Annotated in this window: 14 protein-coding genes and 1 pseudogene; 12 read left to right on the plus strand and 3 right to left on the minus strand. The window is 27.9% G+C overall.

From position 1 onward, the window contains the following. Positions 1 to 60 precede the first annotated feature (60 nt). Positions 61 to 2,424: a ferrous iron transport protein B gene (feoB, locus tag I2E98_RS05145; RefSeq protein ID WP_195467896.1), complete on the minus strand. Its 2,364-nt coding sequence runs from the start codon at positions 2,422 to 2,424 to the stop codon at positions 61 to 63. A gap of 221 nt (positions 2,425 to 2,645) precedes the next feature. Between feoB and I2E98_RS05150 the strand changes: the two genes are divergently transcribed. Then, a complete protein-coding gene (locus I2E98_RS05150; RefSeq protein WP_195467897.1) occupies positions 2,646 to 3,572 on the plus strand; it encodes a hypothetical protein in 927 nt (308 codons plus the stop codon). Between the two features lie 260 nt (positions 3,573 to 3,832). Continuing rightward, a complete protein-coding gene (locus I2E98_RS05155; RefSeq protein WP_195467898.1) occupies positions 3,833 to 4,603 on the plus strand; it encodes an HD domain-containing protein in 771 nt (256 codons plus the stop codon). A 111-nt stretch (positions 4,604 to 4,714) separates the two neighbouring features. On the opposite strand, the gene I2E98_RS05160 is transcribed toward I2E98_RS05155, so the two are convergent. Next, on the minus strand, positions 4,715 to 5,860 hold the full coding sequence (locus tag I2E98_RS05160; RefSeq protein WP_195467899.1) for an Mbeg1-like protein: 1,146 nt from the start codon (positions 5,858 to 5,860) through the stop codon (positions 4,715 to 4,717). A 297-nt stretch (positions 5,861 to 6,157) separates the two neighbouring features. On the opposite strand from I2E98_RS05160, the gene I2E98_RS05165 reads away from it, so the two are divergent. From I2E98_RS05165 to I2E98_RS05210, 9 genes and pseudogenes are all read left to right on the plus strand, one after another. Continuing rightward, a complete protein-coding gene (locus I2E98_RS05165; RefSeq protein ID WP_195467900.1) occupies positions 6,158 to 6,796 on the plus strand; it encodes a nitroreductase family protein in 639 nt (212 codons plus the stop codon). Positions 6,797 to 7,101: 305 nt separating this feature from the next. After that, a pseudogene (locus I2E98_RS05175) lies at positions 7,102 to 8,493 on the plus strand (alkaline phosphatase). After that, positions 8,493 to 9,617: an alkaline phosphatase gene (locus tag I2E98_RS05180; RefSeq protein ID WP_195467903.1), complete on the plus strand. Its 1,125-nt coding sequence runs from the start codon at positions 8,493 to 8,495 to the stop codon at positions 9,615 to 9,617. The pseudogene I2E98_RS05175 and the gene I2E98_RS05180 overlap by 1 nt, the downstream one beginning before the upstream one ends. Continuing rightward, a complete protein-coding gene (locus I2E98_RS05185; RefSeq protein WP_195467904.1) occupies positions 9,577 to 9,720 on the plus strand; it encodes an LPXTG cell wall anchor domain-containing protein in 144 nt (47 codons plus the stop codon). The genes I2E98_RS05180 and I2E98_RS05185 overlap by 41 nt, the downstream gene beginning before the upstream one ends. Positions 9,721 to 9,943: 223 nt before the next feature. After that, positions 9,944 to 10,540: a hypothetical protein gene (locus I2E98_RS05190; RefSeq protein ID WP_195467905.1), complete on the plus strand. Its 597-nt coding sequence runs from the start codon at positions 9,944 to 9,946 to the stop codon at positions 10,538 to 10,540. A 202-nt stretch (positions 10,541 to 10,742) separates the two neighbouring features. Then, on the plus strand, positions 10,743 to 13,094 hold the full coding sequence (locus tag I2E98_RS05195) for a metallophosphoesterase (protein ID WP_195467906.1): 2,352 nt from the start codon (positions 10,743 to 10,745) through the stop codon (positions 13,092 to 13,094). Between the two features lie 204 nt (positions 13,095 to 13,298). Continuing rightward, the gene (locus I2E98_RS05200; protein ID WP_195467907.1) at positions 13,299 to 13,928 is read left to right on the plus strand and encodes a hypothetical protein; all 630 of its coding nucleotides are present in this window, start codon (positions 13,299 to 13,301) and stop codon (positions 13,926 to 13,928) included. A 71-nt stretch (positions 13,929 to 13,999) separates the two neighbouring features. Next, positions 14,000 to 15,217 carry a YibE/F family protein gene (locus tag I2E98_RS05205; RefSeq protein ID WP_195467908.1) on the plus strand — a complete coding sequence of 406 codons (1,218 nt, stop codon included), beginning with the start codon at positions 14,000 to 14,002 and terminating at the stop codon, positions 15,215 to 15,217. A 112-nt stretch (positions 15,218 to 15,329) separates the two neighbouring features. Continuing rightward, complete coding sequence (locus I2E98_RS05210) at positions 15,330 to 17,009, plus strand: UvrD-helicase domain-containing protein (RefSeq protein ID WP_195467909.1); 1,680 nt, start codon at positions 15,330 to 15,332, stop codon at positions 17,007 to 17,009. A gap of 101 nt (positions 17,010 to 17,110) precedes the next feature. Here the strand turns inward: I2E98_RS05210 and I2E98_RS05215 are convergent, their stop codons facing one another. Beyond that, entirely contained in the window at positions 17,111 to 17,590 is a 480-nt protein-coding gene (locus tag I2E98_RS05215) for a Uma2 family endonuclease (protein ID WP_195467910.1), read from the minus strand. A 168-nt stretch (positions 17,591 to 17,758) separates the two neighbouring features. Here I2E98_RS05215 and I2E98_RS05220 point away from each other — a divergent pair, with 168 nt between their 5' ends. Continuing rightward, positions 17,759 to 20,506, plus strand: coding sequence for a DEAD/DEAH box helicase (locus I2E98_RS05220; protein ID WP_195467911.1), 2,748 nt, complete (start codon positions 17,759 to 17,761; stop codon positions 20,504 to 20,506). The last annotated feature ends 41 nt before the right edge of the window (positions 20,507 to 20,547 follow it).

The following is a 20,547-nucleotide window of genomic DNA, read 5'->3' on the forward strand; positions in this document are numbered from 1 at the left end:
CTGTAATTTTAACATACAGTCTATTGCTTTATTAAAGAAAATATACTTGATAGATAAATATTAAGCAAATCCAAGTAATGCTCCTATAGTGTGGATTATAAATGATATAAGCCAGGCTATACCACATTGCATCAAAGCTATACCAAATGCAGCTTTTTTAGAACCAAGCTCCCTTTTTATACAGGCTATTGCAGCAACACAAGGAGTATATAATAATGTAAATATTAAAAAGACAAATGCAGTAAAAGGTGTAAATAAAGTAGATAAGGTAGAAGTATTTCCACCTAACAACACAGTTAATGTACTTACTACACTTTCCTTTGCCATAAATCCTGTAATTAAAGCTGTTGATATTCTCCAATCTCCAAAGCCTAATGGAATAAATAAAGGAGATATTAAACCACCTATTATAGCTAATAAACTAAATCTAGAATCACTTACTACATTAAGTCTTGCATCAAATGTTTGCATAAACCAAATAATAATAGTTGCTACAAAGATAATAGTAAATGCCCTTGTTATAAAGTCTTTAGCTTTGTTCCAAATTAATTGCCAAACACTTTTAGGACTAGGAAATCTATAATTAGGTAATTCCATTACAAAAGGTATTGGCTCACCCTTAAAAGCACTATTTTTTAGAAATAAAGAAAATAATATTCCAACAATAATTCCAGAGAAGTATAAAATCACCATAACTAATGCGCGATATTTTGGGAAAAAAGCATAAGTGAATAATGCATAAATTGGTAGTTTAGCTGAACAACTCATAAAGGGAATTAATAGCATTGTCATTTTACGATCTCTTTCTGATGAAAGTGTTCTAGTTGACATAATTGCAGGAACAGAACAACCAAAACCAATTAAAAGAGGAACAAAACTTCTACCGGAAAGTCCAATTTTTCTAAGTATCTTATCCATAACAAAAGCAATTCTTGCCATATATCCACTATCCTCTAACACAGATAAAAAGAAAAATAATACTACTATGATGGGCAAAAAGCTAAGTACACTTCCCACACCACCAAAAATACCATCAATTACAAGGGATTTTACTATTGGATTAATATCATAAGCAGTTAATCCCTTATCACAAATACCTGTGAACCAAGATATAGCTATTGATAACCAATCAGATAACGTAGCACCAATAACATTAAATGTTAACCAAAATACAAGAGCCATAATAGCTACAAAAGAAGGAATAGCAGTATACTTTCCAGTGAGTATATTATCAATTTTTACACTGCGTATATGTGATTTGCTTTCTAATGGTTTTATAACTGTATTATTACAGACATTGCTAATGAAAGTAAATCTCATATCAGCAAGAGAAGCTTGTCTGTCTTTTCCGGTTTCATTTTCCATTTCTATTATAATATGTTCTAGTAATTGTTTTTCATTTTCATCTAATTTAAGTTTATTTAAAATAATAGAATCACCTTCAACAAGTTTTGTAGCTGCAAATCTTGCTGGAATTTTTGCGTTATTAGCATGGTCTTCAATTAAATGTAGTATTGCATGAATGCATCTGTGGATGGCAGCTTGCTCAGCAGAAGCATTTTCATCACAAAAATCTAATCTTCCAGGGCATTCGTTAAATCTAGCAACATGAATAGCATGTTCAATAAGCTCATTAATTCCCATATTTTTAGATGCTGATATTGGTACCACAGGGATACCAAGTAATTCTTCTAATAAATTAACTTTAATAGTGCCACCATTTTCTTGAACTTCATCCATCATATTTAGGGCAAGAACTATAGGAAGATCCATTTCTATAAGTTGCATTGTTAAGTATAGATTACGTTCAATATTAGTTGCATCAACAATATTTATTATTCCTCTAGGATGTGAATCCATAATAAAGTCTCTAGTTACTATTTCTTCATTAGTATATGGTGAAAGAGAGTATATTCCAGGGAGATCTGTAACTGTAACTTCAGGATGATTTTTAATTATTCCCTCTTTTCTATCAACTGTTACACCAGGAAAGTTTCCTACATGCTGATTGCTACCAGTTAATTGATTAAATAGCGTGGTTTTCCCACTGTTTTGATTTCCGATTAAACCAAATGTTAAAGGAGCACCAGCAGATAATTCATCACCTTTTTTATGAACGTGATAAATTCCCATTTCCCCTACTTGTGGATGTGGTATGTCATGAATTCTTTCTTTATAATTTTTAACACATTTTGTGTCAGTGACATCTTTAATTTCTATTTTTGCAGCATCTTCAAGTCTTAATGTAAGTTCATATCCCCGCACACATAACTCAATTGGATCACCCATAGGGGCAACTTTAATAAGGGTAACTTGTGTATTAGGGGTAAGGCCCATGTCCAGAAAGTGATTTCTTAATGCACCAGCACCACCTACACTTACAATTGTTGCACTTTTTCCTACCTCTAATTCATCTAATGTCATTTAAATTCACCATCCTTTTTTATTGTTTTACTATTACAATATTTATTCATAAAATATAAATAACTTGCTAAAAATTTTAAATAGCCATATAAGGAAACAATTAACTTTCCACAGTTTAAATTTATTGATATAATTTTAGTAAGAATGTATATTGATTAAATTCATATGACTTGAGGGAGATAGTAAAGTAAATAACATAATAAAAAAGGAGTACTATTAGAATGGGATTGTTTGATATTTTTAATAAAAATAAAGGTAAAAAAGAACCTAGAGTAGAAGAATGTTTTAGCGAAACTGGAGATTTATTAGGTGAAATAATTGATCTAGCATCAAGATATTCTATTGAGGATAATTTATTAGATAAATATAGTAAAGATGGTACGGAAACAATTATTATTAATAAAGTAAGAGGAGAGCTAGAATCCGTATTATTAGCTTTAGGAAAATCATTAGAGGAATATTATAATAATGAATATACTACTGTCAAAGATACAAAAAAAGAGAATAATAATTTTTCATATTCTTTAGATGCACTAGTGGTACTTTTCAATAATTCTCTTGATTTATATTCAGAAAATGAAGAAGTAAGAGATGAGTTGAATTCTTGTTATAAACTATGTAATAGTGAATTAATTAAGGTAAAAGAAATTTTGAGTGATGATAAAGCTATTCAGGACTTTACTGGAATTAAGCCAATAGTTGAAGAAGTTGAAGAAATAATAGATGAAACTTCAAATAGTGAAGAGATAGCTATTGAAGAAGTCTCTAAAGAAGAAAATACTACATTAATTGAAGATGATGTTAATAGTGATGTTGATGGAGACATAATAGTAAATACAGATAAAATGAAAGTTTATTTTATTAGAATAAGCCGTAATGAAGAGGATGAAATAAATTTAAACTTATGTATTGAAAATAAGTTAGATAAAGATGTTATAGTTCAAAGTAAGGATGTATCTGTAGATGAAACCATAACAGAGCCAACTTTTAGTTGTAGTATTTCAGCAAAATCTAGGGTTTATGACAAGATGGTGTTTGAAAACAATATACAACAATTGGTAAACTTTAAAGGAACTTTTTGCATGGTAGATAGTGATTCAAGTGAAGTTATTGATAAATGTACAGTATCTATGTTTGAAGAAGATTAATTTTAAATAAAATTTTGCTAAAGTATTCACTTTAAATTCAAAGTGAATACTTTTTTATGTCCAATATTATTGAAAAAAGAAATAAAGTATTAATAGATCAATTGGCAAATAGTGGACATGTGTATATAGTGAATGTATAATATAAAAAATAATAATTAAAATAAGGAAAATAAGTAATGAATTGAAAATTAATAATTTTATCAAAAAGAATATTTGAAGAAAGTTGATTTAGAAACAAAATATTAGAGGGGTGATTTGGAATGAAAATAGATAGAGTTAAAGCTAAAAAGGTATTTGATGATTATGTAAAAAATTATAATAGCAATGATGAAAAAATAAAATTAAAAATAGATCATACTTATCGTGTAAGTGATTTATGCGAAAAAATAGCATTAAGTTTAGGGATGAATAATGAAGATGTTGATATAGCGTGGCTTACAGGACTTCTTCATGATATAGGTAGATTTGAGCAAGTAAAAAGGTATGGAACATTTAATGATCCTAAATCTGTTGATCATGCTAAATTAGGTTCTAGTATTTTATTTAGTGAAGGAAAAATAAAAGAGTTTATCGTTGATAATAGTGAATATGATTTAATTAAAAGTGTTATAGAAAATCATAATGAATATAGATTACCAGAAAATATTTCTAATAGATGTAAGACTTTTAGTAATATATTGAGAGATGCTGATAAAATAGATATATTTAAAGTTAATGTTATTGTACCAGCTGAGGAGATTTATAATATTACAAGTGAAGAACTTTATACTTCAGAGATTACAAAGGAAGTCTTAGAGAATTTTAAAAAGAAAGATACAATTTTAAGAGCCTTAAAAAAAAGTGCAGTAGATAATATAGTAGGACATATTTCTTTGCTATTTGGACTTGTTTATGATGAAAGTATAAAAATAGTAAAAGAGCAGAAGTATTTAAATCAAATTTTAGAATTTAAATCTAAAAATGATAATACTAATAAGCAATTTGAAGCGGTTAGAGAAGTTGTTGAGAAATACATGAAAGATAGAACTTAATATAAGTATTAATACAAGTAATTGTAAATAAATGTATGCACCTCGGAGGTGCAACCAATATATGTAAATTAAGAGGGTGCATAATAACATCCTCTTAATTTTTTTGTTATTTCATAAATCTGATAAATTTGATGTAAAGTTTTTATTAAAGGAAGACATATTTTCTTTATCATTATGAGTAAGGTTTTTAATATAAAATATTGAAAGCTCCTTAATTAATTCAATAACCATGGACTTTACTTCTGAATCCATATTTTTTATTGAATCTAAGATAATAGGAATATTTTTTTTCCAGTTTTCAGATATTTCAATAAAATTTTCAGACTGAGTAGAATCAAAAATATCAAAGATAGTGTCTATAAATAACTTGCGTTTTTCATCACATACTTCACTTAGCCATCTATGTAAGGTATCACTAGTATATTGGGAGCTATGAGAAATTTTTTCTAAATAATTAAAGTCAGAATTTATTATTTCCCATGAAAAGGGGTCATGTTGTTTTATGCCACCAAGCTTATTACTTTTTACTACATGATAATCTTCATGATTTTCGAGAAGCATTCCTATAAGGGAGGAGTGAGGTAATGTCTTATGTATTTTATTTTTTATTTTAGCAAAAGCATTACTTTTTATTATTTCTTCTCTAAAACCAGGACCATCATGGCTAAATATTTTTATTATACGAGGAGCAACTCTATAATTACAGTTCATAGCTGCATAAACAGCAATATTTCCACCTTTAGAATGACCTCCAACATAAAGATTGTGGGGAATCAATTTTGCAATAGTATTTAAATATTTAACTCCTTCTATTTGAGAAGGAACAGGTGTAGTAAATGCCATATTAAAATCTTCTTTCCATCCTACAACACTGTAATCTGTTCCACGAAATGCTATATATGCAGATGTATTATTTAAAATAAATGTTGTTGCAGAAAACTGCTTTTCTGAAATAGGATCAGTTTTTGAAATATGATAATTAATCCGTATATCTCTAAATCTAGGACTTGCAGCGAGATAAAAAAGTAATTGTTTAGTAGGTTCATGATAAGGAACTTTATCAAACATTTTAGAAAACAATTCTGATTTTAATAAATCTTTAAATTTTACTGGTTCTCTATTTGAATTTATACATCCAACCAAGTTATCAAGTATTATATTACTAATTTGGGATAGTATTAATGAATCTACAGCATTAAATTCTTTTTCGTTTAAAGTAGCAAGTTCTTTTTCTGCATAATTAATGATATTTTCCATAGTAAACTCCAATTATAAATATATTATATAAAATAAAAATCTTATTAATTATTGTTTTCTCTCAAATAATAAGAAAGATACATTAAATTTAGTATATAATTAAGTTTATACATATTTATATCTGAAATTTTTAATAAGAAATGAGGGGAAGTTGTGAAGATAACATTAGAAAAGAAAGAAAATTATAAACATAACAGGTATAGATATAGTAAATATAGCTATAGCAAATATAGATATAGTTAAAAGAAGAAAATAAAAATAGCTTCGTAATGATGAGAGCTTTAAGGAAGGTAACAGATGAAAAATTTAGATTTTATTTATAATAGAAAAAGTGTTAGAAAGTTTAAAGATAGTGAAGTTCCAAGGGAAGATATTATAAAAATGCTTGATGCCGCAATACATGCACCATCTCCAAAGAATCAGCAAACATGGCATTTTGTTGTAATTCAAAATAAGGAATTAATAAACAAAATTTCTGATATAGTAGAAAAAAATCATATTAATTTAGCGGAAATGGCTAAAGTAGAAAAGCAAAAAAAATTAATGATGACTTTATTACCTTATTATACATGTTTTAAAAATGCACCTGTGCTAGTTGTAGTATATTCAAAAGAGTATTATATGATAGAAGAAACAATACTTAGAGATAATAATGCTAGTGATGAGGTAATAAATGAATTAAGATTTCCTAATTCAGCAGCTCAAGGGATAGGGGCTGCTATAGAAAACTTCTTATTAGCAGCAACAGAATTAGGGTATGGAACTTGTTATATGACAGGACCTACTCACTCTAAGGTTGAAATTGAAGAGCTTATTAATTTTAAAAAAGACGAATATAAGTTAATGGCAATGATTTCTCTTGGAGTTGCAGAAGAGGATACTCCAAACTCAGCACCTCGTAAGCCTTTAGATGAGGTAGTTACTTTTATTGATTAAATTATCAGCATAAAGCTTCTGTAAAAAAATGGGTGTTCCTCCGGGGAACATCCTTTTTATGGATGTTCCCCGGAGGAACACCCATATATTGTTAACAAAAGATAAATAGGGAGAATGAATTAATGAGTAAAAGAATAAGAGGGATAATTGCTGCTTTTTTAGTAGTTGCAGGAGTTACCACTAATATACATGCATCAAGAAGTAGTGTAGCTTATGCAAATAAAAGAGGTAAAGTTAAAAATGTAATTATGCTTATAGCTGATGGTATGAGTACTGAAGGTATTACATTAGCAAGACATACAACAATGGCTAGTATTTTAGAAGGAGCAGAAAGTGTTGGAAAAGCTACAGGTATAATAGCAACTAGTGAAATAACTCATGCAACACCAGCAGACTTTACGGCTCATACTAATAATAGAAAATATTATAATCAAATATTACAACAACAAATAAATCAAGATATGGAAGTTGTTTTAGGTGGTGGATTTAATAAGCCAAGTGATTTTACATCAGAAGTATCAACTGATGAATTTACTGCTTATTATGAGGATCAAGTAAATAATATTTAAGAAGCGGGTTTCGATTTTATCACTACTAAAGAAGAGTTGGAAAACTATGATGGTAATAAATTATGGGGAAGCTTTGCAGATGCAGATTTAAAATATGACCTTGATAGACAAAGTGATAATGATAATGTTCAGCCTTCATTAGCAGAAATGACTGATAAAGCTATTGAAGTATTAAATAAATATGAAGATGGATTCTTCTTAATGGTAGAAGGTAGTAAGGTTGACTGGGCAGCTCATGCTAATAATACTGTAGGAATAGTATCAGATATATTAGCCTTTGATGAAGCTGTTAAAGCAGCAGTTGAGTTTGCAAAAGCTGATGGAAATACAGTTGTAGTAGTAACAACAGACCATGGTAATAGTGGTATAACTATTGGAAGTAGATACTATAACGAGAATGTTGGATCATATGATAAAGCAACATATGAAGATACTACTGACTTATTAAAAAATGCAAGAATTACTGAAGAGAGATTTAATGAAATAGCATCAGGTAAAAGTAATGAAGAAATAAAAGCATTAGCTAAAAAATACTATGCAATAGACTTAAATGATCAAGAATTAGCTATAGTAAAAGGAGAACAAGGCGAAGGACGAAAAGTAGGCATAAGAGAAGTTATAGCAAGAAGAGTTGGGATTGGCTATACAACTGGTGGTCATACAGGAGAGCAAATTTATCTTGGAGTATATGCACCATCTGATGTAGAACTTTTAGAAGGTGTTGTTGACAATACAGAAGTAAATAAATACATGCAAAGAGTTTTATTTGGAGAAGAATTATTAAGTTCTTATACAAAGGAAATTTATCAAGATGGTGAAGTTATACTAAATAAAATAGAAGGAACTAAAACTTCTGTAGATGAAACTATTAAGTATTCACCAAAGCTTACTATAGAAAGATTAGGGAATGTTATTGAAGTAGATTTATATACTAATAACTACAGAATTAATGGGGAAGAAAAGGAATTGAAAACTGTAGTTCCATATATAAATGGTAAATACTTTATACCAGAGGAATTAATAGATATAGTTTCACATTTAAAAGAAAATACTAATTATAAGAATTCTGAGGAAAAAGTAGAAGAAAACATAGTAGATGTAATAGAAGAAGTAGGAGGGGTAAACTAATGATTTCAAAGAAAACGAGAAATACATTAATTTCAAAAGTAGGAGTATTATTATTAGGATGTACACTTATATTTGGATTAATTAATCCTCTTACTACTAAGGCAGATGAGAAAAAGGTTAAAAATGTTATTTATTTAATTGCAGATGGGATGAGCGATGGAATACTTACTGCAGCAAAATATTATAATGATATTCAAGATGGTACTTTAGGTAATGATAAATTAGCTATGGAGAGCATTAGAAGTGGATTTGTTAAAACTGCATGGGCAAATGGACCAATTACAGATTCAGCGCCAGCAGCTTTCTCAGCCCATATTGAAAGTAGGCAAGATTACAATTCTATTATGAAGCAGCAAGTATATAAAGATATGGAAGTTGTATTAGGGGGAGGAAGTTTATTCTTTGAATCTACTGGTGGTGGAAAAAGAAATGATGGTAAAGATTTAACTGAAGATATAAAAGCTTTAGGTTATGATTATGTTACAACTAAGTCAGAAATGAATGAAAGCACTTCAGATAAGCTTTGGGGATTATTTGCTTCTTTAGCAGAAGGAAAGTCAGATGAGGAAATTAAAGAGTTGATAAAAAAATACTATGGTTATACAGATATTACTTCTGAAGAGCTTGAATATGCAAAGAATGGTCAAATAAATGAAGTAATGAAGATTAGTGCTAAGCTTGGATATACTACTGGAGGACATACAGGTGGAGATGTTTACTTAGGTGTTTATGCTCCTGCTGGTGTTGAAAAATTAAGAGGTACAGTTGATAATACAGAATTGCCTAAGTATATAGCAAGTAATCTAGGGTTAAATTTAGATTCTGCAAGTGAAACTTTATATCAAGATATAAAATGTAAAATAGAAGCAGATGGTGCAACATTTACAGTTAATACTGATGATTCAGAAAATCCATACTTCTTAATTGAAAAAGAAGGTAAAACTTTAAAAGTAATTGCCAATAGTAATATAGTAGAAGTATCTATGGATGGTGAAAAGATTGAAGATAAAAAATTATCATCAGTATCTATATTAATAGGAGAAAATGCATATGGTAATGCTGATGAAATAGTAGAAATATTAAATGAAGAAGTTTCTCACCTCAAAGCAGCCATCAAGTTCTAAGTTACCTCAAACTGGTGTCGTTGTAGGAAGTGGATTAATAGCACTATTAGGGGCTACATCTGTTGCAACATGGATGGTTGCTTCTAGAAAGAAGAAAAAATAAGTTTTAATTAAAAAGGTAAATAGTAGATAGATATGGATAAATTAAATCTATCTACTATTTTTTATTTAAAATTATAAATTATTAGAAAAAACATATATACATATATTTATTAAGATTAATTATAAAAAGATAAAGAAAATATTTTTTTATGATACAAAATATACAAATTTTTGACAAAATTTTTACGTTGTGATAAAATGCTCCAGTAAATGGAGGGACGAGCATGGAAAGAAAAGTAGATATTGAAAAACTAAGGAGGAAAAATAAAAAGAGAAAAGCTATAAAAAAATTACCATCACCTGAAATAACAAAAGCGAATCTTGATATTTGGAGTACAGTAAATATCAAGATAAATTTGTTTCTTAAGATGGCAGCTATAGCAATAACAATTGCAATTATTATTTTTATTTGGATTGATAATAAAATAATAAATTATAATGTAAAAAAATATATTGATAGTTTTAATGAATGTTATGTAGAGGCAATAAATGCACAAGATATTACTTTGCTAAAAGATTATATTGAAGAAAATACAAGTTTTTATGAAGATATAAAAGCTGCATTACCAACTTATGATTATGAAAATGCTGTGTATAAAGAGATAAAAATGCCTATTATAGAATATAATGAGGGAGCAGCTATTTCAAAAGTGGGAAAAATTATAAAGATAAATAATGATGGAGAAAAAGTAGTTGAAACTTTACCGGCAAGAAAATATATAATCGAGTATAAAAATGACGGATTTAAAATAATTGAACAAGAGAAAAACTTTCAAGTAAAAAATGACACATTTATAAAAATACTTAGAAGTTTAAAATAATATATAAATAAGCGTAATCAATCCTTAAATTTGATTACGCTTATTTTATTAAATAGAATTTCTGGTTCAATTAAAAGAGGTAGCAAAAAATAAGAAACTATATTTAACAATTACTAACATTTACTTAATAAAGCTCTAACGAAGACAGAGTAATATTTATATTGTAAATAAAAAACTTAAGTGTTAATAAAGGGGAATGAATATGGTTAGAAGAAACAAAACTATTACCTTATCAATAGCTATGGCAATAGCTATAACTATGTCAAGTGGAGTAATTGAAGCAGGGGCAGTAAAATTAACAGCCAATAATGAAGTAGCAATCGAAAGCTCAGAAGAAGAAAGTGAAGCTTATGCAACAGCAGTTACTGAAGAAGAATACTCAATGCCAAAGCAAGTAAATGTTCATATGGGGGATGATCCATCAACACAAGTAAATATCACTTATACAACAATAAATTCAGGATTAGAAACTAAAGTTGTATTAAATAAAGTTGGAGATAGTGAAAAAATAACTGTAGTTGGTGAAAATTCAATAGGTAATGCAGATAAGTATTTCCACAAAATAGCTGTAAGTGATTTAGAGCCTGGTACACAATATGAGTACACTGTAGGTTCAGGCGAAAATACTTTTAGTGGTAAATTCAAAACTGCTCCAGCAGCTGGAAGTAAAGAAACTATTAAGTTTGCTTATATTGCAGATACACAAGTATCAAATGCCACAAATGCTAAGGCCTTAGGAGCTACATTAAATGAAGTTAACAACATTGAAGGTTTAGATTTTGTTTACCTTGCAGGAGATACAACTGATACTGCAGCAAATGAAACACAATGGGAATTATTATTTAATAATGAAGGTCTATTCCCAAATGGTGGACAAGATATGTTTGCAAATAACTTAGTTTCTGTAGTACAAGGTAATCATGATAATAATATATTAACTAGACATATTAATGCACCAGCAGAATCAGGAAATATAGTATATTCATATGATTATGGCCCAGTAACATTTATAATGTTAAATTTAGAAACAGCAAGATATGATGCTGATGCAAGATTACAACAAAAAGAGTATTTAGAAGCAGTAGTTAAAGATGCAAAAGAAAGAGGACAATGGACATTTGTTGGTTTCCATAAGTCAATTTATACAGGAGCTTCTCATATTACAGATTCAGATATAATAGAGGCAAGAAAATATTGGGCTCCAGTATTTACAGATTTAGATGTTGATGTAGTAATGCAAGGACATGACCATGTTTACTCTAGAGGATTTGTTGATGAAAATGGATATAAGGCAGAAGTAACAACATATGAAGATGGTACAGTAGAAGATCCAGAAAATGTACCATTATATATGGTTGGAGGACATGCTGGTGGATTAAAGTGGTATTCTAAAAAGAATTACACAGTAGGTGATGGAGATTTACTTGCACCAGGATATTCATTCTTAGATGTAAACTCAACTGATACTGGTAGTGATGTTAAGAAAGAACAAGTAATTGTCGAAATGGAAGTTTCAGAAAATGAATTTACATTAAACACATATATGTTTAAATATGATACTACAACAGATACTATAACAACAGATAAATATCTATATGATACTTTAACAGTTGTTAGAAATTCAGAAGAAAGCCCATATACAGTTAGTATGTCAAATGTTGAAAATGTTGAAGGTAAAGCTGGAGTTGAATTTAAGGTTCCAGTTACAGTTAATGAATTACCAACAGATTCTGTAGTAAGAGCTTCAGAAATGACATTTGATATTCCATCTGACTTAGAAGTAAAAGCTGTTGAATTAAATAATAAAGTTATTAAAGCTAACAATTGGGATTACAATGTTGATGAAGGCAAATTACGTGTTGCCCTTGCAAACTTAGATGATGAACCTATTTTTGTTAATAACACTTCAGGAGATAAAAATGTAGTTACATTAACACTTGCTTTAAAGGAAGATAAATCCCCAGAAGATAGTACTTCTATTAAAATGTCAGATTTAGTTTTAAGATGTGAAAATGATGTTGATATAGAATATGATACTAAAAATGCTAAGAGCACTATTACTTTTGTAGAAAAAGAAATTGCTCAAGTAAATGCAAGAGAGCTTTATGTATCAGAAGGAGTTGACGTAATTCCAGAAAATATGAAGGCTGTAGCATCAGAATTTACATTAGTAGAAGACACAACTGATGTTAAATTTGGTGAAACTAATTTCTATTATAGTCCAGAGTTTACAGAAAAAACAGGTAAAGTAACTTATGTTGCATTAGTACCAGAAGAAACTACTTTAGATAGCTTATCTAATATAAGCAATTATACTTTAACAGAAACAGAGGAACAATCTGAATCAGTATTATTTGGTGATATTAATGGTGATGGAATAGATGCACAAGATGCTTTAGCAGCAGTAAGTTCTTGGTTAAGAAAAACAACTTTAGATAATAAAGATATGATAAGTATTAATGTAACTGCTGATGGAAGAATTAATACAAGAGATGCTATAGATATAGTTGATAACTATGTATCAGGAAAGGAATTTAAAGTACTAAGTAAATAATATATTAGAATACACTATAAACACATTTAAATTTATAAATACTAAAAGGGGGCACTCGCTCCCTTTTTTAATATTAATAAATTATTTATATAATGTTAAATTTTTATTACCTATATTTAACATAAATCTGAAGGAAAATATCTAGGTAAATACTGTATTATATGTATATAATTTAAATAAAGTTTTGCGGGGTGGAATAAATTTATGAAAATAAAAGGAAAGAAAAAGTTTCTTATAGGTGGAGCAATTATATTTGTAGTTTTAGTAGTATGTATATTTATTTTTAAGGATATAAAAACACCTACATTGAAATTAGAAGTTCCAACTGAAAAAATAACAGCAAACTATAAAGATGAAATAATTGTACCAGCAGTATTAAGCAATTTGCCAGATAATGAGTATCCTGCAGCAAGTGTGTCAATAAAGTTTGATAATAATAAGTTAGAGTTTGTTGGAATTAATATAGGCACAATGGAAACATACAATGATTATGATCCAGAAAGAGATGAAGAGCCATCTTATAAGATTCCACAATGGACTTATAATGAGGAAGTGGCAAATGAAGAAGGTGAAATAAAAGCTATGTATTTAGATACAACAGCTGGAAAAAATGCATATGTTATCAGTGGATTTGAAAAGGATAAAAAAGATATACCTTTTCAATTAGTATTTAAACTTAAAGATTCTGTTATAAAAAATGATGAGCTTGCTATTGAAATTGAAGAGGCTGTTTTTGCAACAGTTAATGGAGATGTTGATAAAACTACTTTATCTACTAAAGATAGCTATGGAAAGTTAAAGGTTAAGGATGGAGTTCTTAAAATAACTGGCTAATTTAAAGTTAGTTATAATTATTAGAAAGTAATAATGAGTAAATAAAATTAAGAGTAAAGAGGAATTTACTTATGGTTAAATTAAAAAATAATAACTTAAAAATTAATAAGAAAAACATAGTTTGGACAATATCAATGTTAGGACTTTTAGTATTTTTAATTATATTTAATAAAACATTAAGTTATAACAAACCAGAAGATAGACCAGTAGGTATCGAATATGCAAAAGCAGAGGTTATAAACATAGTTTCAGAAGAATTAGAACCAGATCCAGATTTTCCTTATATAAACATAGGTAAGCAACAATTAGAACTTAAGATTTTAACTGGAGATAGAAAAGGTGAAATAGTTTCTGCAAATAATTTTATTGGTAGAGTTGACAATAAACCAGCAAAAGTTGGAACAAAGTTTATAATTTCAAGCTATGATGATTTTATTACAACTGTTATTGTGAATTATAGTAGAGAAACAGCAATTTACGTATTAGTATTATTATTTATGTTTATTGTAATATTTATTGGTAAAATAAAGGGGATAAAATCATTATTTGCATTAGCAGTTACTATGGTATGTGTAATATTTTTATTTATTCCATTAATAATAAGAGGGGTTAATCCAATAGTAGCATCAATAATTTTTGTAATATTATCAACGGCTGTAACTATGTTATCACTTAATGGAGTTAGTAAGAAAACAATGGTTGCATGTTTTAGTTGTGTTTTATGTACAGCTATTGCAGGAATATTATCTTATTTATTTGGAGTTATAACTAATATTTCAAGTTTTAATACTGCTGAAGCTCAGGATTTATTATTTGTTGCACAAAACACATCCTTAAGAGTAAAGGAACTTTTATTTGCTGGAATAATAATTGCTTCATTAGGAGCAATTATGGACACTACTATGTCTATAACATCATCTGTATTTGAAATGTTTGAGGTAAATAATAATTTAACTAGCTCTCAGCTTTTTACTTCTGGAATGAATATAGGAAAAGATGTAATGGGAACTATGACCAATACATTAATATTAGCATTTACCGGAAGTAGTATTAATATAGTTGTTATTTATTTTATGTACAATCTTCCTTATATGCAATTAATAAATATTGATAGTATAGTAATTGAAATTATTCAAGGTATATCAGGAGGAATAGCTCTTGTTTTATCAATACCAATATCAGCATTTGCTTCTTCAAAATTAGCGGTATCACCCATAAGAATAGGTAGTAGTAATAAAAAGAGTAAAATATTAAAAGAAGGTGTTGTTACACATACAAAGCTATCTTAACTTTTTTAGTTAAGGTAGCTTTAGTTATTTTAGAAGTATTAAAATGAAAAAATATCCAAAATATGGTATAATTATGCTGTAGAGAAAATAAAAGGGGAAATGAGAAAATATAATGAGGTTGAATGTTGAACAAAGAAGAATAATTGAAAATAAACCAAATGGACATGTACTAGTTAAAGGAGTTGCAGGATCGGGAAAAACTACAGTAGCAGTGCATAAAATACCATTATTATTAAAAGATTATTGCTATGAAAAAGATGATAAAGTACTTGTTATTACATATAACAAGTCATTAATTAATTATGTTAAATATATATATGAAGAAATAGAAAGGAATAAAGAAGAGGAACAATTATCATTAGGAATATATGAAAGCGGAAATAAAGATAAGCTACATATAGAAACTATTGATAACATGATGTTTAGATATTTTGTTTCATATATTAAAAATGAAAGATTAAGAATTGCTTCTGATAAGCAAATTACAAAGGCTCTGAAAGATGCAATTATATCAGGAAAAGAAAAATATGAAAAAGTAAATGTATTAGATCAAAAGAATTTAACATTTATTAAAGAAGAAATTGGATGGATGAAGTCCTGTAATTATACAGATATTGAGGAATATCAAACTATTGATAGAATAGGAAGAGTATCAAATAATAATATAGAATCACCACATAAGTTAAGAAAGAATTCTCAGATAAGACAGGCTATCTTTGAAGTTATGCTTCAATATAATGAAAATCTTAAGAAAGATAGGATGGGAGATTCACAGGATATTGCATTAATAGCATTAAAACAAGCTCAAAATCAAGTAGAAGAGAAATATACTCATATTATAGTTGATGAAACACAGGATTTAACAAGAGTACAATTAGAATTTATTAAAATATTATATATGAATAGAAATTACTCTAGTATGTTATTTGTTTCAGATACAGCACAAAGTATTTATCCAGAGGCTTGGTTAGTAAAGGGAAGAAGTTTTACAAGTATAGGTCTTGATATGACAGGTAAATCCACATCATTATCTAAGAGTTATAGAACAACACTTCAAATAGCATATGCAGCATATAGTCTAATTGCAGATGATAAAAATATTATTGAGGAAGATAATTTTGTAAAGCCATCATTAATTGATAAGCAAGGGGTTTATCCTGTATATAGAGGATTTAAAAATAGGATATTAGAAGCTGAATATGTTACTGGAATAATAAAGAATGAATTAAAAGATAGATATAATTATAAAGATATTGCAATTATAAGTAGGTTTAAAAATCAATTAAAAGAAATAAAAATTTGCTTAGAGAAAAATGATATACCTTATAAAGAAATTGAAAATGATGATGAGTTAGACTTTAATGATAACTCTATTAAATTACTTACCATGCATTTGATTAAAGGGCTAGAGTTTAAAGTTGTTATGATAGTAGGGCTTAATGATAAATATATGCCTTTAAAATCCTTTGTAAATGAATTTGAAGATAGTGACTTTGCTGAATCTATGGATAGAAAATTATTGTACGTAGGAATGACTAGAGCTACAGAGCAATTATTTTTGACTAGTGATGGAAATCCTTCTAAGTTTATTAAAGATATAAGCTGCAAATATTTAAGAATTAATTCAAAAAGTAACTTTAGAAAGTTACATAGGATTAATATTGACGAGTATTTATTTACTTATAAAATTGAGGACATATATAGAAATGAAGAAATTACAAGACAATGGATTATTATTAATAATGATTTGGAGGAGATTGACGATATTCCATGCTTTAGGAGTGTGTTGTAAAGGAACTTTTTATTGAAAAAAGGGAAGAGTAGATAGATTTGTTTTTTACACGAATCTATCTACTCTTCCCATATCTACTCTCACATTATACTGCAAATTTTTTAATTAAATTTATTTTTAACTAATGTAAATATTTTATCAAAATCTAATGTTATATTTAAATAATTGCTTTTAAAAATATTATCAATTTTAATATAATCTCTATAATTAGCACTTTCTAGGTTATATAACTCTACACTTCCATCTTGAGAAACTAGGATATATTCTTTTACTCCTATAGATTTATATAAATCCATTTTTTCAGTTCTATCATATTTAGCTGTAGTAAAGCTCAAAACTTCAACAACTAATTCTGGAGCAGAAACTAATATTTCACCTTTCCATAATAAATCCCCACCGGCAAAAACATCAGGTTCTAAATATTTATATTTTTTATTAGGGTTTTTAAGAATATAATTAACATCAATTCTAGTTGCTTCAGAACCAACATTATTTGCAGAATCAGTTTGATCTAACAATTCATTAAATATATAATGTACTATAATTCGGTGTAAATTAGAAGCAGGACACATCATCATCATAAAAAATCACATCCTATAGTTAGTTTATTATTATAATTATAATATGTAAATATAGTTTTATCTAGTATTATTAATAATGTAAGAAAGTTTAAATATGTTATAATGAGACAAGAAAAAAGTTAAAATATAAGAACTAATGTAAGTTAAAACCATAAAGGAAGTGATGGGATGGGTTCAATTAAGTGTACCTTAAGAAAAGAAACAAAAAATGAAATAGCTAAATACATAGATAATGAATTTATTAATGAAAGCATTAAAGAAATTGTTAAATACATAAAAGAAGTTAATAAAGTTCAAATAGATGATTCAAATTACAATAAGTATGATGTAAATTCTAAAGTTGATTTAAAAGATAATGGATCATTTAATATTTATGATTATACTTATGTGAAAGATTTTATATATGAATTATCATGGGAAGGTTCATATATTGAAGACTTAGAAGATGATGAAAATATTAATAATGATAAGCCTGTATTTAAGTATGCGCCAAAGGATATTGCAACTGTTTTATATGAAAAAGTAGAAAACATAATGGAGCAAAAAAAGGGCGAATTATATAAAAGGTTCAAAAGTAGATATAATGAAGAATTCCTATGGAATAGTGTTAGATGGTATAAGAGAACTAGAGATGGTAAAGTATATTATGATTTAGATTTAGAAGAGTTAAGTGATGATAAGAAAAGAAGTATAGAAGAAAAAATAAAAGTAGAAATAGGGAATGGATTTAAAAGTAGATGGGGATCTTCAGTTGCAGCTAAGGTGGTTTCATTAGAAGAAAAGCTTCTATTAGATATTTACGATAAGGGGTGTGCCTTATTAGGAATTGCTAATGATTATTATACAGAAATTGTAGAAGCAGATAACAGCAATTATGAAGAAAAACTAGCGCAACTTATGATTAAAAATTGTGAAGAAGCAAGCTCATCTACCAAAGGAATAAATAGACTTAAAGTTAAGGTTGTTAATTCAATTGATAAAAGGTTAGATAATCTTATTAATGTGAATATTTATAAAACAAAAGAACATATGAATTTATTCTTAGAAGATGCTAGAAATATGGTCTTTGGATATTATAAAAGTGTTAATTTACCAGGCTTTAGAAGAAATCTTATATCTAAAGAAGATAAAATAAATGAAATAATAAAAAGAATTGCTGTAGTTGAAAATATTCTTTATAAGGAATATTTAAAAGAAAATAAAAAAGCACCATCTATTGATGAAATTCTAGATTTTAAAGAATGTATTCCTTGGATATGCATAAAAGGTTTAGTATGGACATCAGAAAATATATATATTAAAAATAAAGCAAAAGATGAAATTCAAGAGATAATTTTAGATAATCCAATATATGAATATAAAGAAACAAGAGATATGAAAAGACATTTCTATCTTCATGTTGGTGAAACTAACACAGGAAAGACATATGAAAGTATTGAAAGACTTATGGAAGCAGATTCTGGTGTTTATTTAGCTCCATTAAGATTATTAGCACTTGAAATTCAAGATAAGCTTAATTCTCAAAATATACCTTGTTCATTATTAACTGGAGAAGAAGAGGATATTATTACATATGCAGGTCATGTTTCATCAACTATTGAAAAATTACAGCTTGGAACTCCTTATGATATATGTGTTATAGATGAAGCTCAAATGATTGCTGATAAACAAAGAGGATGGGCATGGACAAGAGCCATAATAGGAGTAATGGCACCTGAAGTTCATATATGTATGGCACCAGAAGCAAAGGATGTCATAATTAAGTTAATAAAAGATTGTAATGATACATATGAAGTTATAGAACATAAAAGAGATACAAAATTAATATTTGAAGATAAAAAGTTTGATTTAAATAAAGATGTTAAACCAGGAGATGCATTAGTTGTATTTGGTAAAAAGAAGGCACTAGCAGTTTCAGCACAGCTTCTTAATAACAATATAAAAACAAGTATAATTTATGGATCACTTCCATATTCAACAAGAAAGAAGCAGTTTGAAAGATTTTTAGATGGTGAAACAGAAGTAATAGTATGTACAGATGCCATTGGAATGGGAGTTAATCTTCCTATAAAACGTATTGTATTTTTAGAGACAAGAAAATATGATGGTGTATCTTTAAGAAAATTAAATGTTTCTGAAATAAAACAAATAGCAGGAAGAGCTGGACGTAAGGGTATTTATAATAAAGGATATGTTGCAACTATGAGTGATAACAACTTAATAAAGAATGCCTTAACTGCTGAAACAAAGAAAATTGAGAAATGCTTTATAGGAGTGCCTGATTCACTACTTGATATAAATATAGATATTATAGATGCATTAAAAACATGGAGTGTAATGTCTGTTAAGGGATATTATGAAAAAACAGATGTTACAAGAATAATTTATCTTTTAAACAGATTAAAAAGGCTTAATATAAATGCATCTAAAGAAGATATTATGAAAATGGCTACAATTCCTTTTGAAGAAAATAATAAGGCTGTAGAAGAACTATGGGAAGAATATTGTAAGATGTATAGTGCAGGTGCAGTAAATTTAAAGAAGCCTGTTCTTAAGAAAAATATAAGTTCAAAGAAGGAACTTGATGAACTTGAAAGTTATTATAAGTCATTAGAATTAAATTATTCTTTTGGGAAGAATTTTAATATGATGATAAATAATAGATATATAGCAGATGAAAAGGAAGCTACAGCAAATAAAATAAATGAACTTCTTTTAACCAACCTCTTAGATCATGAAAGAGTTTGTATAAATTGCGGGAAAAAGTTATCATGGGATTATCCGAGTGATAGGTGTAGAGTTTGTAAGGAAATGTTACATGAAGCTAGAAGCGAAAGGTATAAACCAGTATTTAGAGGAAATAGGAGAAGAAGTGGTTTTAGTAGCTCTGCAAGAAAAAGAAGAAGTAGGTATTAAAAAGCTTGATTTTAAATTACAACTGTCAATCTGTAATTAGA

The sequence above is a fragment of the Clostridium sp. D43t1_170807_H7 genome (assembly GCF_015555905.1).
Classification (GTDB): Bacteria; Bacillota; Clostridia; order Clostridiales; family Clostridiaceae; genus Clostridium.